The 20,330-nt window shown below is 63.3% G+C and carries 19 protein-coding genes; 2 read left to right on the top strand and 17 right to left on the bottom strand.

Annotated features, from left to right (window positions below; all coding sequences use genetic code 11):
* Positions 1 to 8: 8 nt before the first annotated feature.
* The 8 genes from F6X61_RS01655 to ppsA form a co-directional block, all read right to left on the bottom strand.
* Positions 9 to 1,043 (bottom strand): OmpA family protein, encoded by a 1,035-nt coding sequence (locus F6X61_RS01655; RefSeq protein WP_110991830.1) that lies wholly within the window; start codon positions 1,041 to 1,043, stop codon positions 9 to 11.
* A 110-nt stretch (positions 1,044 to 1,153) separates the two neighbouring features.
* Complete coding sequence (gene sigX, locus F6X61_RS01660; RefSeq protein ID WP_110991831.1) at positions 1,154 to 1,720, bottom strand: RNA polymerase sigma factor SigX; 567 nt, start codon at positions 1,718 to 1,720, stop codon at positions 1,154 to 1,156.
* Between the two features lie 113 nt (positions 1,721 to 1,833).
* On the bottom strand, positions 1,834 to 2,658 hold the full coding sequence (locus tag F6X61_RS01665; RefSeq protein WP_153785098.1) for a mechanosensitive ion channel domain-containing protein: 825 nt from the start codon (positions 2,656 to 2,658) through the stop codon (positions 1,834 to 1,836).
* A gap of 2 nt (positions 2,659 to 2,660) precedes the next feature.
* A complete protein-coding gene (locus F6X61_RS01670; protein ID WP_153785099.1) occupies positions 2,661 to 2,924 on the bottom strand; it encodes a CrfX protein in 264 nt (87 codons plus the stop codon).
* Positions 2,925 to 3,030: 106 nt separating this feature from the next.
* The gene (locus tag F6X61_RS01675) at positions 3,031 to 4,026 is read right to left on the bottom strand and encodes a zinc transporter ZntB (RefSeq protein WP_153785100.1); all 996 of its coding nucleotides are present in this window, start codon (positions 4,024 to 4,026) and stop codon (positions 3,031 to 3,033) included.
* 27 nt (positions 4,027 to 4,053) lie between these two features.
* Positions 4,054 to 4,545, bottom strand: a complete 492-nt coding sequence (gene rraA / locus F6X61_RS01680) for a ribonuclease E activity regulator RraA (protein WP_125464957.1) — start codon at positions 4,543 to 4,545, stop codon at positions 4,054 to 4,056.
* A gap of 195 nt (positions 4,546 to 4,740) precedes the next feature.
* A complete protein-coding gene (locus F6X61_RS01685; protein ID WP_153785101.1) occupies positions 4,741 to 5,733 on the bottom strand; it encodes an alpha/beta fold hydrolase in 993 nt (330 codons plus the stop codon).
* A gap of 157 nt (positions 5,734 to 5,890) precedes the next feature.
* Complete coding sequence (gene ppsA / locus F6X61_RS01690; protein ID WP_153785102.1) at positions 5,891 to 8,266, bottom strand: phosphoenolpyruvate synthase; 2,376 nt, start codon at positions 8,264 to 8,266, stop codon at positions 5,891 to 5,893.
* A 182-nt stretch (positions 8,267 to 8,448) separates the two neighbouring features.
* On the opposite strand from ppsA, the gene F6X61_RS01695 reads away from it, so the two are divergent.
* Positions 8,449 to 9,267, top strand: coding sequence for a pyruvate, water dikinase regulatory protein (locus tag F6X61_RS01695; RefSeq protein WP_110991838.1), 819 nt, complete (start codon positions 8,449 to 8,451; stop codon positions 9,265 to 9,267).
* A 178-nt stretch (positions 9,268 to 9,445) separates the two neighbouring features.
* On the opposite strand, the gene F6X61_RS01700 is transcribed toward F6X61_RS01695, so the two are convergent.
* The gene (locus F6X61_RS01700) at positions 9,446 to 14,311 is read right to left on the bottom strand and encodes an NAD-glutamate dehydrogenase (protein WP_153785103.1); all 4,866 of its coding nucleotides are present in this window, start codon (positions 14,309 to 14,311) and stop codon (positions 9,446 to 9,448) included.
* Between the two features lie 342 nt (positions 14,312 to 14,653).
* On the opposite strand from F6X61_RS01700, the gene F6X61_RS01705 reads away from it, so the two are divergent.
* Positions 14,654 to 15,007, top strand: coding sequence for a hypothetical protein (locus F6X61_RS01705; protein ID WP_153785104.1), 354 nt, complete (start codon positions 14,654 to 14,656; stop codon positions 15,005 to 15,007).
* Positions 15,008 to 15,023: 16 nt separating this feature from the next.
* Here F6X61_RS01705 and flhB read toward each other — a convergent pair whose 3' ends face one another.
* From flhB to F6X61_RS01745, 8 genes are all read right to left on the bottom strand, one after another.
* Positions 15,024 to 16,166 (bottom strand): flagellar biosynthesis protein FlhB, encoded by a 1,143-nt coding sequence (gene flhB / locus F6X61_RS01710; protein WP_153785105.1) that lies wholly within the window; start codon positions 16,164 to 16,166, stop codon positions 15,024 to 15,026.
* Positions 16,167 to 16,168: 2 nt separating this feature from the next.
* Positions 16,169 to 16,945 carry a flagellar biosynthetic protein FliR gene (fliR, locus tag F6X61_RS01715; protein ID WP_110991845.1) on the bottom strand — a complete coding sequence of 259 codons (777 nt, stop codon included), beginning with the start codon at positions 16,943 to 16,945 and terminating at the stop codon, positions 16,169 to 16,171.
* 7 nt (positions 16,946 to 16,952) lie between these two features.
* The gene (gene fliQ / locus F6X61_RS01720; protein WP_110991846.1) at positions 16,953 to 17,222 is read right to left on the bottom strand and encodes a flagellar biosynthesis protein FliQ; all 270 of its coding nucleotides are present in this window, start codon (positions 17,220 to 17,222) and stop codon (positions 16,953 to 16,955) included.
* 21 nt (positions 17,223 to 17,243) lie between these two features.
* On the bottom strand, positions 17,244 to 17,996 hold the full coding sequence (fliP, locus tag F6X61_RS01725) for a flagellar type III secretion system pore protein FliP (RefSeq protein WP_110991958.1): 753 nt from the start codon (positions 17,994 to 17,996) through the stop codon (positions 17,244 to 17,246).
* A 2-nt stretch (positions 17,997 to 17,998) separates the two neighbouring features.
* A complete protein-coding gene (gene fliO / locus F6X61_RS01730) occupies positions 17,999 to 18,436 on the bottom strand; it encodes a flagellar biosynthetic protein FliO (protein ID WP_371923645.1) in 438 nt (145 codons plus the stop codon).
* A 9-nt stretch (positions 18,437 to 18,445) separates the two neighbouring features.
* The gene (gene fliN / locus F6X61_RS01735; protein ID WP_125464967.1) at positions 18,446 to 18,904 is read right to left on the bottom strand and encodes a flagellar motor switch protein FliN; all 459 of its coding nucleotides are present in this window, start codon (positions 18,902 to 18,904) and stop codon (positions 18,446 to 18,448) included.
* 47 nt (positions 18,905 to 18,951) lie between these two features.
* Positions 18,952 to 19,920, bottom strand: coding sequence for a flagellar motor switch protein FliM (gene fliM / locus F6X61_RS01740; RefSeq protein ID WP_110991849.1), 969 nt, complete (start codon positions 19,918 to 19,920; stop codon positions 18,952 to 18,954).
* Between the two features lie 10 nt (positions 19,921 to 19,930).
* On the bottom strand, positions 19,931 to 20,330 hold a 400-nt coding region (locus F6X61_RS01745), incomplete at its 5' end, for a flagellar basal body-associated protein FliL (RefSeq protein ID WP_153785107.1).

Here is a 20,330-nt window from a genome sequence, read left to right on the forward strand (position 1 = left end):
CAAACCAATTACTTGGCCTGGGCTTCTACCTGAGCTTCTACGCGACGGTTAACGGCGCGGCCAGCTTCGGTGGCGTTGTCGGCGACCGGACGGGTCTCACCGTAGCCAACCGAGTCAACACGGCTGGATTCGATGCCGTACTGCTGGGTCAGGACCTGCTTGACAGCGCCAGCACGACGCTCGGACAGCTTCTGGTTGTAAGCGTCTGGGCCGACGGAGTCAGTGTGACCTTCCACGGTGGTGGTGGTCTGTGGGTACTGCTTCATGAAGTCAGCCAGGTTCTTGATGTCGCCGTAGCTGTTTGGCTTGACGACCGACTTGTCGAAGTCGAACTTGACGTCCAGCTCAACGCGAACGACTTCGGCAACAGCCGGGCAGCCATCAGCGTCAACGGTAACGTTGGCTGGGGTGTCAGGGCACTTGTCGACGTTGTCGCAAACGCCGTCGTTGTCGCTGTCGGAGCAGACTTCAGCAACTGGAGCTGGAGCGGCTTCGGCGTGCTTCGGGCTACCGCCGAAGTTCAGGCCGATACCAACGCTCGGGGCCCACTCGGTGTCGCCCTGGTCGATGTTGTACTGAGCTTCAACGCCGGCACGGGCGTAGAACATGTCAGTGATGTACCACTTGGCGCCAGCGCCAACGTTGGCGAAGGTGGACTGGTTACGACCACCACGGCCGGTCTGGCCGAGCGACTGGTGGGAGAAACCGGCCGAAACGTATGGACGGATGGCGTCGTACGGGTTGTTGAAGTGGTACAGAGCGTCCAGGGCGGTGTTCGAGCCCTTGATGTTCTTGCCGTCTTCGCCACGGGCGTTGTGTACTTCGTCGTAGCCCAGACGCAGTTCAACGTCGTCGGTCAGGAAGTAACCGACCGAACCGCCGAACAGGTTGCCGTCGTTCTTGAAGTCGCGCTGGCTGTCGAAGAATTCTTTCTTGTAGAAGCCTTCAACCTCAACGGCGCCTTGACCTTGTGCCAGAGCGCCAAACGAAGTGGCGGCTACAAGCGAACCAATGGCCAAGCCCAAGGTGTTTTTCAATTTCATCCGTTAAATCCCCATCTGGTGATAGTTAAGCAGTCCCACCAACATCCGGGGGACAACTCGACGGCAAGTCTAGCAGAACTCGCCGGGTGGTTAGAGATATTTGATCGCCACTAAGTTTCAGTGAGCCCAGCAAATTTCTCTCTAAGCTTGTCGAGCGCGCGCTTGTAACGCATTTTCGTGGCGCTCAGGCCCATGTGCATGATGTCGGCGATCTCCTGGAATTCCAGCTCCGCGACAAATCGCAGCACCAGGATTTCCCGGTCGATCGGGTTCACATGCACCAGCCATTTATCCAGCCCGCCTTTCTCTTCCGGTTTCGGAGCCTTGTCCTCGGACGCCTCTTCGACAGGGTCCAGACTCAGGGCATCCATCAACCTGCGCTTGCGACGCTCCTTGCGGTACTGGGTAATGCATTCGTTGTAGGTGATGCTGTAGAGCCAGGTCTTGAACTTGGATTTACCCTCGAAGTTCTTCAGCCCGTACAGCACTTTGAGCATCACCTCCTGACAGACATCGTCAGCATCCCGGTCGTTCCCCAGATACCGCGCACACACATTGAACAGCGTGCGCTGATAGCGCCTCATGAGCTCCTCATAGGCGCGGGTAACGTGAAACAGCTCCTCATGCGAACGCGCCACCAACTCCTCGTCGGTGAGCTCCCGGGGGTCATAGCGCATGGGCGGCAAATGAACTTTATTCAATGCGGATCTGGCCGACAGTCGGGTCAATGTCGCCGCTCAGCCCCTAGGGCCGATTTTCGCGGCGGCATACATTAACAGCTTTTGTGCGGTTAGCGGCTATTTACGCGCTGCTCGAGCAGCTCGCGATTGGACAGCGACACCAGTTCGCCATCATCGGTGAGCAGCGTCGTCTTGACCGTGCCAATCTCTTCGATATGCCCTTCGACCTCGCCAATCCGCACCTGCTGGCCGACCTGATAGAGTTCGCGCACGTAGATTCCGGCAAGAATCTGCCCGGCGATTTCACGGCTGCCGAGGCCCATTGCCAATGCAATTGCCAGACCAACGGTAATCAATCCGATGACGATCACATGGTTCAGCAGGTCGGTCTTGACCTCCAACTGGCTGATCGCGACCGAGATGCTGATGATGATCACCAGGCCCTGGGCAATCCGCCCGACACCGGCGGCGTACTCCAGGCCGATACCTTCGGCAGCGCCGCGCACCAGACCGTTGACCAGCTGTGCCAGCAGCACACCGGCCAGCAGCACCAGCGCCGCACCGAATACCTTCGGCAGGTACAGGGCGAGCATGTCCAGCGTAGCCGAGACCCGCTCAAGACCCAGGGATTCCGCGGCAGAGACCAGGAAGATCAACAGCACGAACCAGTAGACGATCTTGCCGACCAGCGTCGAAATCGGCACCTGAATCCCCGCCCGAGCAAGGATCTTGGTCAGCCCGGTACCGCTCATCAGGCGATCCAGGCCAAATTTTGCCAGCAGCTTGGACAGCAGGGTGTCGAGCAGCTTCGCCACGACGAAACCAAGCAGCACCACCACCAGCGCCCCGAACAGGTTGGGGATGAAGTTCGCCACCTTGGTCCAAAGGGCAGTCATGGCAGTGACCAGACTCTGGGTCCAGAGATCGAGTTCCATATTCAATCGGCCTTATCTACGTTTCTGCCGGAGGCAGGGTTGCGGGTGGCATTGCGACGCACTGGCGCGACATGCGCCGAGCCATTGTTGACAGCGATCATCAGTGCCTGGCTCCAACGGCCCAGCAGGCTGAACAGATCGCCCGCGCCGACCTGGCGGTTGGCGGTCTTGAGCACGCGACCCAGGCAGGCGGCGTCGTCGCGCTCCTGGCCGGAGGGTGACGCCTTGAGCAGGTCACGCAGGGATTCTTCAAACGGATCGTGCATGGGCACCTCGCGCAGTGTCAGTCAAAGACGAGAGCTGCGAGCGATGGGTCACACAGGGATGTGGGACGAATGTTTCAGGATGAGAACAGAACAGGCCGCACGCCATCTAGACCCACCGCAGCTTGCGGAACAACAGCCACTGCCCCACCGCCAGGCCGAGCACGATCAAGCTGGCGAACAGGAAACCATAAGGGCTGTTCGAGCCCGGAATGCCGCCGACATTGATGCCCAGCAAGCCGGTGATGAAGCTCATGGGCAGGAAGATGCAGGTAATGATGCCGAAGCGGTACATGGTCCGGTTCATCCGCTCGCTGCGACGCCGATCCTCGCTTTCCAGCACCAGGGCTGCGCGCTCGCGGGCCAGTTCCAGCTCTTCTAGATAACGGATCAGGCTGTTGTTGAGCTCGTTCCAGTAGTCGCTGTCGGGATCGGCGAACCAGCTGCACTTGTTGCGCGACAACTGGGCGTAGATATCCCGCTGCGGGGCAAGGAATCGGCGCAGGCCGGCGGCACGTCGACGAATCTGCTGCAGGCTGCCTTGCTCAGGCGCATACCGTTCGTCGGCCTCCACCTTCTCTTCTTCGAGATCGACCGCCTCGGACAGGTCGCTGACCAGCGCCTGGACCTTCTCGGTGAGCAACTCGCCCATCAGCAGCAACAGCTCGGACGCCGACTTCGGCCCCCTGCCCTCGTCCAGTTGCTGCAGCACCTCGTCGCTGGCGCGCAGCGGCCGCAGGCGCAGCGAGATGACCCGCTGCGCCTCAGCAAAAATGCGCACCGAAACCATGTCCTCGGGCTCTGCACCCGGGTTGAGGTTGACCCCACGCAGGAACAGCAGCATCTGCTCGTTGGCCAGCTGCAGCAGGCGCGGTCGGGTGTTCTCTTCCAGCAGCAGGTCGCAGGCGAACTCGCTCAGGCCACTGTCGTGCAGCAACCAGGTGCGGGTCTGCGGATGGCTACGGTCCCAGTGCAGCCACAGGCTCTCCAGCGGCTGCAGCTGCAGATCGTCCAGCTCGGTACGGGCAATCGAACGCGCGCCGCCTTTGCCATCGAGCACCAGGGCATGCACCAGCCCCCACTGCGCGTTGTCTTCCTCGAACATCAAAGCTCCATCAGCGCGCGCCGCGCGTCACTCGGGCATCTTCAGCGGGCTTGGCGAGACGATCACGCCATTGTTGTCGGCGTACACATATTCGCCCGGGCGGAAGGTCACCCCGGCAAAGGTCACCGCGACGTTGAGGTCGCCAATACCGCGCTTGTCGGTCTTCATCGGGTGGCTGGCCAGGGCCTGCACACCCACATCGGTCTGCACCAGCACGTCGACGTCGCGCACGCAGCCGTAGATCACCAGGCCTTCCCAGCCGCTCTTCGCCGCCTTTTCGGCGAGCATGTCGCCCAGCAGCGCACGGCGCAGCGAACCACCGCCATCGACCACCAGCACCTTGCCTTTGCCGTCGAGTTCGACCTGCTCCTTGACCAGCGAGTTGTCTTCGAAGCATTTGATGGTGACGATCTGGCCGCCGAACGAGTCGCGGCCACCGAAGTTGCTGAACATGGGTTCGAGCACCTGGACGAGGTCTGGGTAGGCGTCGCAGAGGTCGGGCGTTACGTAATGCTGCATGGGAAACTCCTGTCAGTCACAACGAAAGCGAAGGTGGGACCAAGGCTACACCTTGCAAGGCATGGCAGTCATCCGGGACCGAGCAGTCAATTTATTTTTGCCTGGTCCGGCCTTTTCGCGGGTAAACCCGCTCCCACAGGAGAGGTGTGAAATCCTGTGGGAGCGGGTTTACCCGCGAAGGGGCCAACCCTGGCATCAGCTGACAGGCACAGGCTCCGCCACCACCGTCGATTCATGCACCGGCAGCAAGGGGTCACGCAACCAGCGCTCCACCAACGGCCACACCTGGGCCTGCGCCGCCTTGCTGACCAGCATGTCGACGTGCCCGAAGGCATCGAAGCCTTGCTCCTTCCCCAAACGCAGGAACTGCTTGCTGTCACCGCCCAACTGCTCGAACAGCTTGCGGCAAGCCCACACCGGGTCCTGGAAATCCCCTGCCCCGGCCACGGCCAACACCGGCACATCGACCTCGGCCAGCCCCGCCCACCAGTCGCGGTCCTTGTCGCCGAACCTGCCGAACAGGCAATTCCAGCGCAGGCTTTCAAGCGCCAGGCCAATCGGCTCGTCTTCCGGGCCGCGCTTGAGCCGCGAACCGCTGATCTGGTCAAAACGCTTGAGCAGCAGCTTCGCGCCCCACGCCACCGGCGGCACCTTGAGCGGCCAGTACACGCGGCTGACCTGGGCGCCGAAGAAGGCCGCGCTGGCCACCTGCGCGCTGGCCAGGTAGCCACCGCCCAGCGCAGCGGCCAGGGTGGTGCCGCCCAGGGAATGGCCCAGCCAGTGCGGCGACTGCCCGGCCTGCTCCTGGACGAAAGCGCCAATCACCGGCAGGTCATAGCGCGCATAGTCGGCCACACGGTTGTGCTGCCAGGCGCGGTTGCGTGGCGACAGGCCATGGCCGCGCATCTCCGGGATCCATACATCGAAACCGGCGCGGGCGAGGTAGGCACCCAGGCCGATGCCCTTGGGCGAGTACCAGAAGCGCCGATTGGAAAAACTGCCGTGCAGGAGAATGACCGGCACGCCTTGGGCACGACCCTGGTCGGCCAGGCCAAGGCGAGTGACGGCCAGCTCGACGCTCGAATCGGGGCTGTTGCCGGCCTTGATCCGGTAGACGTCTTCGCTGAGGTCGCCGCGGCGCTCGGCACTGAGCAACGCGACGGGAAATTGGGTGCTGCTGCTTTGCATGGCTTCACAAACTGTTAGTAGATGAAAACGTGGGAGCGGGCTTGCCCCGCGATGGCGTCAGGCCAGGCGACACCAGTGTCGGCGCTGACGCCATCGCGGGGCAAGCCCGCTCCCACGAATCGATGCAGGGGCGCGGCACACGCCCCTGATCAGTACATCAGGCTGCGCCCTGGCCTTCGGCCAGGAAGAACCAGGTCTCGAGCACCGAGTCCGGGTTCAGCGACACGCTCTCGATGCCCTGCTCCATCAGCCACTTGGCCAGGTCCGGGTGGTCCGATGGGCCCTGGCCGCAGATGCCGATGTACTTGCCGGCCTTGTTGCACGCGGCGATGGCGTTGGCCAGCAGCTTCTTGACCGCAGGGTTACGCTCGTCGAACAGGTGGGCGATGATCCCCGAGTCACGGTCCAGGCCCAGGGTGAGCTGGGTCAGGTCGTTGGAACCGATGGAGAAGCCGTCGAAGTACTCGAGGAACTCCTCGGCCAGGATGGCGTTGGACGGCAGCTCGCACATCATGATCACGCGCAGGCCGTTGTCGCCACGGGCCAGGCCGTTCTCGGCGAGCAGGTCGACGACCTGGCTGGCTTCGCCCAGGGTGCGCACGAACGGCACCATGATCTCGACGTTGGTCAGGCCCATCTCGTTGCGCACGCGCTTGAGGGCGCGGCATTCGAGCTCGAAGCAGTCACGGAACGACTCGCTGATGTAGCGCGAGGCGCCGCGGAAGCCCAGCATCGGGTTTTCTTCTTCCGGCTCGTACAGCTTGCCGCCGATCAGGTTGGCGTATTCGTTGGACTTGAAGTCCGACAGGCGCACGATGACCTTTTTCGGGTAGAAGGCCGCAGCCAGGGTGCTGATGCCCTCGACCAGCTTCTCGACATAGAAGCCGACCGGGTCGCTGTAGCCGGCGATGCGCTTGTCGACGCTCTCTTTGAGCTCCGGCGGCAGGCCCGCGTAGTTCAGCAGCGCCTTGGGGTGCACGCCGATCATGCGGTTGATGATGAACTCCAGGCGCGCCAGGCCCACACCTTCGTTGGGCAGTTGGGCGAAGTCGAACGCGCGGTCCGGGTTGCCGACGTTCATCATGATCTTGAACGGCAGTTCCGGCATGGCGTCCACCGAGTTCTGCTTGACGTCGAAGCCCAGTTCGCCTTCGAAGATGAAGCCGGTGTCGCCTTCGGCGCAGGACACGGTCACGCCCTGGCCGTCCTTGAGCACCTGGGTGGCGTTGCCGCAACCGACCACAGCCGGGATACCCAGTTCACGGGCGATGATCGCCGCGTGGCAGGTGCGCCCGCCGCGGTTGGTGACGATGGCGCTGGCGCGCTTCATCACCGGCTCCCAATCCGGGTCGGTCATGTCCGAGACCAGCACGTCGCCGGGCTGGACCTTGTCCATTTCCGACACGTCCTTGATCACGCGTACCTTGCCGGCGCCGATGCGCTGGCCGATGGCACGGCCTTCGACCAGCACGGTGCCTTTTTCCTTGAGCAGGTAGCGCTCCATGACGTTGGCGCTGGCACGGCTCTTCACCGTCTCAGGGCGGGCCTGAACGATGTACAGCTTGCCGTCGTCACCGTCCTTGGCCCACTCGATGTCCATCGGGCGCTGGTAGTGCTGCTCGATGATCATCGCCTGCTTGGCCAGCTCGGCCACTTCGGCGTCGCTCAGGCAGAAGCGTGCGCGTTCGGCGCGGTCGACCTCGACGGTCTTGACCGAACGGCCGGCCTTGGCTTCGTCGCCGTAGACCATCTTGATCGCCTTGCTGCCCAGGTTGCGGCGCAGGATCGCCGGGCGACCGGCCTGCAAGGTGTTCTTGTGTACGTAGAATTCGTCCGGGTTGACCGCGCCCTGCACGACGGTTTCACCCAGGCCGTAGGCGCCGGTGATGAACACCACGTCACGGAAGCCCGACTCGGTGTCGAGGGTGAACATCACGCCGGCGGTGCCGGTTTCGGAGCGGACCATGCGCTGCACGCCGGCGGACAGGGCAACCAGCTTGTGGTCGAAGCCCTGGTGCACGCGGTAGGCGATGGCACGGTCGTTGAACAGCGAAGCGAAGACTTCCTTGGCCGCGCGGATCACGTTGTCGACGCCACGGATGTTGAGGAAGGTTTCCTGCTGGCCGGCGAACGAGGCGTCCGGCAGGTCTTCGGCGGTGGCCGAGGAACGCACGGCGACCGCCATGTTGTCGTTGCCGGCGGCCATTGCGGCGAAGGCCGTACGGATTTCCGAATCCAGGCGTGCCGGGAATTCGGCTTCCATGACCCACTGGCGGATCTGTGCGCCGGTCTTGGTCAGGGCATTGATGTCATCGACGTCCAGCGCGTCGAGCGCGGCGTGGATACGGTCGTTCAGGCCACTCTGTTCGAGAAAGTCGCGGTACGCCTGAGCCGTAGTGGCAAAGCCGCCCGGCACCGAAACGCCGGCACCGGCAAGATTGCTGATCATCTCGCCCAGGGATGCGTTCTTGCCCCCCACATGCTCCACATCATGGACGCCGAGCTTATCGAGGGAAACTACGTACTCTACCAAGGTGATCTCTCCACTAACTGTATTGGAAAAGCTCAAGGGCGCCCGCCTGTCTGCTCTGCGACTGGGCCGGGACGCTTGTGGCCTGGACCTGGAAAATAAGTGAGAATGCCGAGCAACCGCGTTCGGCAAACCGAACCTATCATATCCAGAAATCTTCGGCAGCTTAAGGCCCCCAGGTGCAAATGAAACGAACCGCGTTTTTCATCTCCGACGGTACCGGCATCACTGCAGAAACGTTGGGGCAGAGCCTGCTCGCACAATTCGAGAGCATTCCGTTCAATAAATTCACCCGCCCCTACATCGATACGCTGGACAAGGCCCGGGCCATGGTCCAGCAAATCAACGCGGCGGCCGAGCGCGACGGGGTTCGCCCGATCATCTTCGACACCATCGTCAACCAGGACATCCGCGAAGTCATGGCTACGTCCAATGGCTTCATGATCGACATCTTTTCGACGTTTTTATCCCCGCTCGAGCAGGAATTGACTGCCCACTCGTCGTATTCCGTGGGCAAATCCCACTCGATCGGCGGCAATTCCAACTACATGGAGCGTATCGAGGCGGTCAACTTCGCCCTCGACAACGACGACGGCGCGCGCACCCATTACTACGACAAGGCCGACCTGATCCTGGTCGGCGTGTCGCGCTGCGGCAAGACCCCGACCTGCCTGTACATGGCCATGCAGTTCGGTATTCGCGCCGCCAACTACCCGTTGACCGAAGACGACATGGAGCGCCTGCAGCTGCCAGCGGTGCTGAAGAAGCACCACAACAAGCTGTTCGGCCTGACCATCGACCCCGACCGCCTGACCGCCATCCGCCACGAACGCAAGCCCAACAGCCGCTATTCGAGCTTCGCCCAATGTGAGTTCGAGGTGCGCGAGGTGGAAAGCCTGTTCCGCCGGGAGAACATTCCCAACATCAACTCCACGCATTTTTCGGTGGAAGAGATTTCGGCGAAGATCCTGGTGGAGAAAGGCGTGGAGCGGCGCTTCAAGTAAGCCGCTGCAGACCTGTGGGAACAGGTTCGGTACGGACAGCGTGGGAGCGGGCTTGCCCCGCGATTGACCATGGCCTGACCGGACGCTATCGCGGGGCAAGCCCGCTCCCACGCCTCCCCCAATGAAATGAAAAAGCCCCGGCATCACTGCCGGGGCTTTTTTCATTGCAACGCTTGGATCAGGACGGAATCACCGCCGCCTGCCCGCTCATCGCCAGGTCGACCAGCTCGCGGTTGGCCACCGCGTACATCGCATAGTCGGTACCGGTGGCGTTGCGCAGGTCGTCGAGCATGGCGCGCCAGCGCTCCACCATCACCCGGTGCTGCTCGCACCACAGGGCCACGCGGGCGTCCATATCTTCCGGCGCATCGGCCATCTGCAAGACCGAGATGGTGATCGCCCGCTGCTGCAGGTCGATGTCGTCGCGGAATGCTTCGCGGGCCAGCGCCTGCCAGTTGTTTTCCACCGGCAGGTTGCTGATTTCCTGCAGGTACCAGGTCAGGTCCAGCGAGCTGCCAACGGCGAAGAACGCCTTGGCCACCTGCGCAGGATCATGCCCGGTCACGTCCGACGCCTCGATGATCGGCAGCAGGGTGTACAGGTGCGTGGTACCGGCCACCATGCGCGCCAGCAGTTCCGGCACACCGGCTTCTACGAAGCCCTGGTAACGGACCATCCAGCGCTCGCGGGTCGGGCCTTCGAGCAGTTCGTCGAGCTTGAGCCCAAGCTGGGCGATCTTCGGCCCGAAGTGGGCGACGTCACGGCCAGCGTCCTGCTCGTTGCGCCGGCTGCGCAGGAACCAGCGGGTGGCGCGGCGGCCCAGGCGCATCAGCTCGTCCATCAGGGTCAGCTGGATCTCGGCCGGCACCTGGTAGTCCAGGGCCTCGATCTGACGGAACCAGTGCGGCAGGTGGAAGATGTCGCGCACGATCACGTAGGCGCCGGCCACGTTGGCCGGGCTCATGCCGGTGGACTCCTTCAGGCGCTGCACGAAGGTGATGCCCATGTTGTTGACCAGGTCGTTGGCGATCTGGGTGCTGACGATCTCGCGCTTCAGGCGGTGGCCGCGCATGGAGTCGGCGTACTTGGTCACCAGCGACGGCGGGAAGGCGGTCTCCATGTCGCGGGTGAGGTAGTCGTCGTCCGGCACCAGCGACTTGAGCAGTTGCTCCTTGAGGTCGATCTTGCTGTACGAGATCAGCACCGACAGCTCGGCGCGGGTCAGGCCCTGGCCTGCGGCCAGGCGCTCGGCCAGCTGCTCTTCACTGGGCAGGAACTCGATGGCGCGGTCCAGCTTGCCACGGGCCTCGAGGTCGGCCATCAGGCGCTTGTACTCGGCAATCCGCTCGCGGGCGCGGCGCGCGGCCAGCGACAGCGCTTGCGTCTGCTTGTAGTTGTTGCCCAGCACCAGCCCGGCCACTTCGTCGGTCATGCTGCCCAGCAGCTGGTTACGCTGCTTCTCGGTCATGTCGCCGGCCTGCACCACTTCGTTGAGCAGGATCTTGATGTTGACCTCGTGGTCGGAGCAGTCCACGCCACCGGCGTTGTCGATGAAGTCGGTGTTGGTGGCGCCGCCATTGAGGCCGAACTCGACACGGCCGAGCTGGGTCATGCCCAGGTTGCCGCCCTCGCCCACTACCTTGCAGCGCAGTTCGTTGCCGTTGACGCGCAGGGCATCGTTGGCCTTGTCGCCGACATCGGCGTGGCTTTCGCTGCTGGCCTTGACGTAGGTGCCGATACCGCCGTTCCACAGCAGGTCGACAGGCGCCTGCAGCAGGGCGTGCAACAGCTCGGTCGGGGTCAGGCGGTCGGCTTCGATGGCGAAGCGTTCCTTCATCTGCGGGCTGATGGCGATGCTCTTGGCACTGCGCGGGAAGATCCCGCCGCCTTCGGACATGATGCTGGTGTCGTAGTCGCTCCAGGCCGAGCGCGGCAGGTCGAACAGGCGCTTGCGCTCGACGAAGCTGGTGGCCGGGTCCGGATTCGGGTCGATGAAGATGTGCAGGTGGTTGAACGCGGCCACCAGCTGCAGTTTTTCCGACATCAGCAGGCCGTTGCCGAACACGTCACCGGCCATGTCGCCGACCCCCACCACGGTGATCGGGTCTTCCTGCACGTTGATGCCGCGCTCGCGGAAGTGGCGCTGCACGCCCACCCACGCGCCACGGGCGGTGATGCCCATCTTCTTGTGGTCGTAGCCGGCCGAGCCGCCCGAGGCGAACGCATCGCCCAGCCAGAAGCCGTAGTCGATGGCGATGCCGTTGGCGATGTCGGAGAAGGTCGCGGTGCCTTTGTCCGCAGCGACGACCAGGTACGGGTCGTCGTCATCGTGACGCACCACATTCGCTGGCGGCACCACGCCACCGTCCTTGAGGTTGTCGGTGATGTCGAGCAGGCCGGAGATGAAGATGCGGTAGCACGCCACGCCCTCGGCGGCGATCTCGTCACGGCTGCCGCCCAGCGGCAGGCGGCGCGGCAGGAAGCCGCCCTTGGCGCCCACCGGCACGATCACCGAGTTCTTCACCTGCTGCGCCTTGACCAGGCCCAGCACTTCGGTGCGGAAGTCTTCTTCGCGATCCGACCAGCGCAGGCCGCCACGGGCAACGTTGCCGAAGCGCAGATGCACGCCCTCGACCCGCGGCGAATAAACGAAGATCTCGAATTTCGGTACCGGCTTGGGCAGCTCGGGGATCAGCTTGGGGTTGAACTTGAAGCTGAAGTACGACTTGTTCTGGCCGTTGGCGTCCGGCTGGTAGAAGTTGGTGCGCAGGGTGGCCTTGATCAGGTCCAGGTAGCGCCGCAGGATGCGGTCCTCGTTGAGCACCTGCACCTCGTCCAGGGCGGTGAGGATCGCCTGTTCCAGGCGCTGCTGCTTGTCGTCGAGGTCTTCCTGGGTGAGCTTGCGCGCCAGGTAGAAACGGGTCTTGAACAACCGGGTCAGCTCGCGGGCGATGTCGGTGTGGTTGTTCAGGGTGCTGGCGATGTAACCCAGGTCGAAGCCCAGGCGGATCTGCTTCAGGTAGCGGGCATAGGCGCGCAGCAGCGCCACGTCGCGCCACGGCAGGCCGGCGGTCAGCACCAGGCGGTTGAAGGCGTCGTTCTCGGCGTCGCCCTTGACGATATGGACGAAGGCATCCTGGAAGGTGTCGTTGAGCTGCTGGATATCCAGGTTCAGGCCTTCGCTGTAGGTGAAGGCAAAGTCGTGGATCCAGAACTCACGGCCACTGGCATGGCGCAGGCGGTAAGGGAACTCGCCGAGCACGCGCAGGCCGAGGTTTTCCAGGATCGGCAGCACGTCCGACAGCGCCAGCGGCGTATCGGCGTGGTACAGCTTGCAGTGCAGCGTGCGTTCACCGAGCTGCGTGAGCGGCTGGTAGAAGCTCATGGCCAGCGGTTTGTGTTCCGACAGGTTCAACACGTGCTGCATGTCGACCACCGCCGAATGGGCGGCGAAGCGCTCGCGGTAGCCGGCCGGGAAGCCTTTCGGGAAGTCGTCGAGGATGTTGGTGCCCTGGGCTTCGCCGAAGTTTTCCACCACCAGCGCCGAATAATCGTCATGCCACGAGCGGCAAGCCTGGATCACTTCGTTTTCCAGCTGCTGCAGGTCGATATCGATGCGGTTCTTCGGGTCGACGCGCAGGATCAGCTGCACGCGGGCCAGCACCGATTCGGAGAAGAAGGTCCAGAATTCGCAGTCGGTGGCCTTCAGGCGCTCCATCAGCACCTGCTGGATCTTCTGCCGCACTTCGGTGGAGTAGATCTCGCGGGGCACGTAGGCCAGGCAGTAGCAGAAGCGGCCGTACGGGTCCTTGCGCAGGAACACGCGGATCTTGTTGCGTTCCTGGATCTGCACGATCGACATGGCGGTGCTGAACAGCTCGTCGACCGGGGTCTGGAACAGGTCGTCGCGCGGCAGCACTTCGAGTACCTGCGCCAGTTCCTTGCCCAGGTGGGCCTTGGGATCGAAGTGCGAGCGGCGCTCGACTTCGGCCACCTTGCCGCGAATGTAAGGGATGGTATGCACGCTCTCGCCGTACACCGACGAGGTGTACAGGCCCATGAAGCGGCATTCCTTGAGCACATTGCCGTCCGCGTCGATCTGGCGGATCGACACGTAGTCCGGGTAGGCCGGGCGGTGCACGCGGCTCGGTTGCGAGGCCTTGGCGAACGACAGCAGGCGCGGCTCGCGCAGGTAGGCGACGGCGTAGTCCTCGATGCGCAGGTCATCGGCACCCAGGCCGGCGCGCAGCAGGCGGGTCAGACCGAGGAAGGAGGCGTCGTCGTAGACCAGGTGGCCACCGTCGGCATCGGCCTGGACGGTGAACTCTTCATAGCCGAGGAAGGTGAAATGGTTGTCCAGCAGCCACGACAGGAAGCTCTTCACCTCGGCCTTGTCGTTTTGCGCCGGGCCGAAGGCGTTCTGCTCGACCAGTGCCAGCAGTTCGTGGATCTTGGCCTTCATCGGCTCGAAGTCGGCGACCACGCCGCGCACTTCGGCCAGCACCTGCTCCAGCTCCTTGGTCAAGGTAGTGAGCTCGGCGCTGTTGGAGCAGCGATCGATCTCCAGGTACATCAGCGATTCGTGGCTGACGCCCTCGCCCTGGGTGCCCTTGGGCAGCAGCTCGACCAGTTCGCCCTTGCTGCCACGGCGTACGCTGAGCACGGTGGTCTGCAGGGTGTGGATGCTGTAGCCGCGGCGGTTGAGTTCGGTACGCACCGAGTCGACCAGGAACGGCAGGTCGTGATGCAGCACCTCGACCACGGTGTGGGTGGATTGCCAGCCGTGGCGTTCGTAATCGGGGTTGTAGACCCGCACCTGCGGGTGTTCGGGGTCGAAGCGCTCGATGATGCGCCAGGCGGAAAGCGTGCAGCCGGCGAGGTCGGACAGCCGCCGCTGAGTGAGTTCGTCCAGAGAGATGATGCCGAAGAACTGGTCGGCGAACAGTGCCACTTGTGGCAGGGACTGTTCGCTGATGTGCTGCGCCAGGGCCGCTTGCAGTTGATGCTGGAAGTCGGCTTTGCTGGCTGCGGTGAAGAACGCCATCTGTGGTACTCCGCTTGGGCTTTTATAGGTGAAGCGTCGCGTGCGTGCGCCTTGTACGGATCAACCATAGCCAACCCGTGGCAAGACGGAAGCGTTGGGTACCTGCAAAAGCGACTGCCCGGTGGCTGTGCCTTTACGGGAACCCATCGACTGGGGAGCTTAACGACTGAACGGTCACTCCGGCTTGCAGCGCTGCGACATATTCGGTCAATGACCGGCAGCAAGCCTCGGGCTGCAAGCTTCGCGCCGCAATCGGCAAAATCCGAGAATTGGGCCGCAACGCTTGACCTGCCGAACCCTGAGGCTGAAGCTTGCGCCTTTGACTACCGACCCGAGCTGCCCATGCAATTGAAAACCGCCCTGCTCTTCGCCACCCCTTGTGACGACGAGGAAGACAACATGGCGACCCTGTGCTGCCACAGCGACAAGGGCCAGATGTTCCTGCTGACCCGCTACCCGGACGAGGATACGGTCGACCTGACCCTGGATGACGAGCCGTCGACCCTGGATGGGCTGAAGGTGACCTTGAGTGAATCGCGGCTGCTGATCGAGGTGGCCGCAGGCGACCGTGACGCGCTGAAGGGCGATGAGGCGCTGGAGATCATCCTGACCTCCGCCGGCACCGACCTGGACGAAGTGGCGCTGACCCTGCGCAACATCCTCGACGGCACCGGGACCTTCGTCAGCGAGCTCTGAGCCGCGAGCGCCCGGCTCAGCTGTCGCGCCGCAGGTCGTCGGGGATGGGCAGGTCCTTCTTCAACGGCTCCGGCGGCTTGCCCCGGCCGGCGCGGTACTGGCGGATCTGGAACACGTACGCCAGCACCTGCGCCACCGCCATGTACAACCCGGCGGGGATTTCCTGCTCGATTTCCGTGGAGTAGTAGATCGCCCGCGCCAGGGCCGGCGACTCGAGGATCTGCACCTTGTGTTCGACGCCGATCTCGCGAATCTTCAAGGCCATGAAGTCCGTGCCCTTGGCCAGCAGCAGCGGCGCCGAACTGCCTTTTTCCGGGTCGTACTGCAAGGCCACGGCATAGTGGGTCGGGTTGGTGATGATCACGTCGGCATCGGGCACCGCCGCCATCATGCGCCGCTGCGACATCTCGCGCTGCAGCTGGCGTATGCGCTGCTTGACCTCGGGCTTGCCCTCGGAGTTCTTGTACTCGTCGGTCACTTCCTGCTTGGTCATCTTCAGCTTCTTGTGCGACTGCCAAAGCTGGAACGGCACGTCGAGCCCAGCGATCAGCAGCAACCCCGCAGCCATCCACAAGGCACTCCAACCGACCACCTGGAGCGCCTGGATGATCGCCAGCTCCATCGGCATCTTGCCGATGGCCAACAGCGCCTCACGGTCACTGACCAGCACCACCAGCGCCACCACCAGGATCATGATGAATTTGGCAAGGGCCTTGAGCAGCTCGGTCAGCGAATTCATCGAGAACATGCGCTTGATCCCCGACAGCGGGTTCAGGCGGCTGAATTTGGGCTGCATCAGGCTGCCGGAGAACAGGAACCCGCCCAGGGCGATGGGTGCGACGAAGGAAATGACGAACAGCAGGATCAGGATCGGCTGCACCGACCAGATGGCCATCTTGCCCGATGCCAGCAGGAACGCCCCCATGCTGCGCTCATCCACGATCACTTCGCGGGTCAGGCTGAAGTTCATGCGCATCAGGCTCATCAGGGTTTCCGCCAGATAGCCGCCGAAGGCCAGCACACCGCCCGCGCCCCCCAGGGTCACGGCAACCGTGTTCAGCTCCTTGGAACGGGCGATCTCACCTTTTTCCCGCGCGTCTTTTTTGCGCTTCTCGGTGGGTTCCTCTGTCTTGTCCTGCCCGCTCTCGCTTTCGGCCATGCTCAGCGCGCCCGTGCCAGTTCACGCAGCCACTGCAGCGCTTCGCTGGCCAGTGCCTGGTAGTGGGAAAGAATGTCGGCCAGGCCGACCCAGAAGATCCCCATGCCCAGCACCAGGGTGAGCGGGAAACCGATGGAGAAGATGTTCAGCTGGGGCGCGGCACGGGTCATCACGCCGAAGGCGATGTTGACCACCAGCAACGCGGCGATCGCCGGCAGGATCAGCAGCAGTGCGGCGCCCATCACCCAGCTCAGGCGCCCGGCCATCTCCCAAAAGTGATTGACCACCAGGGCGCTGCCCACCGGCAGCGTGGTGAAACTCTCGGTCAGCACCTCGAACACCACCAGATGCCCGTTCATCAACAGGAACAGCACACTCACCAGCATGGTCAGGAATTGGCTGATCACCGTGACGTTGACGCCGTTGGCCGGGTCGACCATCGAGGCGAAGGCCATGCCCATCTGCACCGCGACGATCTGCCCGGCAATCACGAAGGCCTGAAACAACAGCTGCAACGAGAAACCGAACAACGCCCCGACGATGACCTGCTCGGCGCACAGCAGCAGGCCGCGCAGGCTCAGCGGTTCAAACTCGGGGATGGGCGGCAGGGCCGGCACGATCACCACGGTGATGGCCACGGCCGCGTAAAGGCGAACCCGGGCCGGCAGCATCTTGGTGCCGAAGATCGGCATGGTCATCAGCACCGCCGTCACCCTGAACAGCGGTAGGATGAACGTGGCGACCCAGGTACCGATCTGCGCGTTGGTCAACTCCAGCATGGCGGCGTCAACCGATCAGGTGCGGGATGTTGGTGTACAGCCCGGTGATGTATTCCATGAATTTCTGCACCAGCCAAGGCCCGGCGACGATCAGCGTGATCAGCATCACCAGCAGGCGTGGCAGGAAGCTCAGGGTCTGTTCGTTGATCTGGGTGGCAGCCTGGAACATCGCCACCACCAGGCCGACCAGCAGGCTCGGCACCACCAGCACCGCCACCATCAGCGTGGTCAGCCACAACGCGTCACGAAACAGGTCGACTGCGACTTCTGGCGTCATGTCAGGCTCTCCATTTGGGTGTCAGACACCGCCGAAACTGCCGGCCAGGGTACCCATGATCAGCGCCCAGCCATCGACCAGCACGAACAGCATGATCTTGAACGGCAACGAAATGATCAGTGGCGACAGCATCATCATACCCATGGCCATCAGCACACTGGCGACCACCATGTCGATGATCAGGAACGGGATGAAAATCATGAAACCGATCTGGAACGCGGTCTTGAGCTCCGAGGTGACGAAGGCCGGGACCAGGATGGTCAGCGGCACCTGGTCGGGGCCGGCAATATCGGTGCGCTTGGACAGGCGCATGAACAGGTCGAGGTCGCTTTGCCGGGTTTGCGCCAGCATGAAGTCCTTCAGCGGCCCCTGGGCCTTGTCGATCGCCTGCTGGGCAGTCATCTGCTCGGCCAGGTACGGCTGCAGGGCGTCCTTGTTCACCCGGTCGAACACCGGCGCCATGATGAACATGGTCAGGAACAGCGCCATGCCGGTGAGCACCTGGTTGGACGGGGTCTGCTGCAGGCCCAGCGCCTGACGCAGGATGGAGAAGACAATGATGATGCGGGTGAAGCTGGTCATCAGGATGACGAACGCCGGAATGAAGCTCAGCGCCGTCATGATCAGCAGGATCTGCAGGCTGACCGAGTACTCCTGCTGCCCGTCCGCCCCGCTGGACAGGGTAATGGCCGGTATCGACAAAGGGTCGGCGGCCAGGGCCAATGGCGCAGCCAGCAGCAGCGCCAGGGTGAACAGCATGCGCAGGGCGCCCATCATCACTTCTTGTCCTTCTGATCCTTGCCCATCAGCTCGAGCAGCCGCTGGGCGAACTCCGGCGTGGCCTGGCGTGCCGCTGCGGGCACCTCGACAGGCTCGGCCATGACATGCAGGGCTTCGATACTGCCCGGCGTATGGCCGATAAGAATCTGCTCCTTGCCGACCTGCACCAGCAGCAACCGGTCGCGCGGGCCGATGGCGCGGCTGCCGACGATCTCGATCACCTGGGCGCCGCGCTGCGCGCTGCCTTGCATGCGCCGCAGCAGCCAGGCCAGGAAGAAGATCAGCCCCACCACCAGCAGCAGGCCGAAGACCATCTGCGCCAATTGCGCCCCCAGGCCACCCGGTACAGCTGTGGGCGCCGCAGCCGTTTCGCCGACGGCAATCACCGCTTCACTGGCCAGCAGCGCCGCCAGGGCCGAAACGGCCCGCACCATGCGCTTCACTCAGCGCAGCTTCTTGATACGTTCGCTGGGGCTGATCACGTCGGTCAGGCGGATGCCGAACTTCTCGTTAACCACCACCACCTCGCCGTGGGCGATCAGGGTGCCGTTGACCAGCACGTCCAGCGGCTCGCCAGCCAGGCGGTCGAGCTCGATCACCGAACCCTGGTTGAGCTGCAGCAGGTTGCGGATGTTGATCTCGGTGCTGCCCACTTCCATGGAGATGCTCACCGGAATGTCCAGGATCACGTCCAGGTTCGGGCCTTCGAGGCTGACATGCTCGTTAGGCTTGGGAGAGCTGGCGAACTCTTCCATCGGCAGGCGGTTGCTGGCGCCGCTGTCGCCACCGAGCAGTGCATCGATGTCCGCCTGGCCGGCATCGCCGGTTTCCTCGAGCGCTGCAGCCCACTCATCGGCCAGCGCCTGTTCCTCTGGGGAGTTGATCTCGTTTTCGTTAGCCATGATTTCCTCGACAACCTTTCAATACGTTTAAAGCGACCGGCCCGCCGTCAGCGGCGCTCGATCGGGTCGATGATCTGCAGCGACAGGGTGCCCTTGTGCGAACCCAACCGCGCCTTGAACGCTGGCACGCCATTGGCGCGCAACACCAGATGCTCGGGCAGCTCCACCGGAATCACATCGCCAGGCTGCATGTGCAGGATGTCGCGCAGCTTGAGCTGGCGCCGGGCAACGGTGGCCGACACCGGCACGGCCACGTCCAGTACGTCCTCGCGCAGGGCCTTGACCCAGCGTTCGTCCTGGTCGTCCAGGTCGGACTGGAAACCGGCGTCGAGCATCTCGCGCACCGGCTCGATCATCGAGTACGGCATGGTCACGTGCAGGTCGCCGCCACCGCCGTCCAGTTCGATGTGGAAGGTCGATACCACCACCGCCTCGCTGGGGCCGACGATGTTGGCCATGGCCGGGTTGACCTCGGAGTTGATGTACTCGAAGTTGACCGGCATGATCGCCTGCCAGGCTTCCTTGAGGTCGATGAAGCACTGGTCCAGCACCATGCGCACCACGCGCAGCTCGGTGGGGGTGAACTCACGGCCCTCGATCTTGGCGTGGCGGCCGTCGCCGCCGAAGAAATTGTCCACCAGCTTGAACACCAGCTTGGCGTCGAGGATGAACAGCGCGGTACCGCGCAACGGCTTGATCTTGACCAGGTTGAGGCTGGTGGGCACGTACAGCGAATGCACGTACTCGCCGAACTTCATCACCTGCACGCCACCCACCGCCACGTCGGCGGAGCGACGCAGCAGGTTGAACATGCTGATGCGGGTATAGCGGGCGAAACGCTCGTTGATCATTTCCAGGGTCGGCATGCGCCCCCGGACGATACGGTCCTGACTGGTCAGGTCGTAGCTCTTGATGCTGCCGGGCTCGCCGGCACTTTCGGTTTGTACCAGACCATCGTCCACCCCATGCAGCAGGGCGTCGATTTCATCCTGGGACAGCAGGTCCTGCACGGCCATCTATGTGCTCCTACTGCAATACGAAATTGGTGAACAACAGCTGGTCGACGACCGGCCTGCCGACTTCTTTCTGCGCCACTTCCTGAACCACCGCGGTGGCTTTCTGGCGCAGCATCTCCTGCCCTACCGGGCTGCTGGCGAGGGTGTCGAAGCCCTGCCCGGAGAACATCATGACCAGGTTGTTGCGGATCACCGGCATGTGCACCTTGAGCGCGTCCAGGTCGGCCTGGCTGCGGCCCTGCATGGTGATGCTCACCTGCATGTAGCGCTGGCGGCCATTCTGGTTGAAGTTGACCACGAAGGCCGGTGCCAGCGGCTCGTAGATCGCCGCCGGCTTGACGTTGGCCAGGGCCGGGTCCGGCGCCGGAGCGGATGCGCCCTTGTTCATGAAGAACCAGGTGGCGCCCACC

Origin of the sequence: Pseudomonas sp. EMN2 (genome assembly GCF_009650555.1) — a bacterium.
Lineage (GTDB): Bacteria > Pseudomonadota > Gammaproteobacteria > Pseudomonadales > Pseudomonadaceae > Aquipseudomonas > Aquipseudomonas sichuanensis.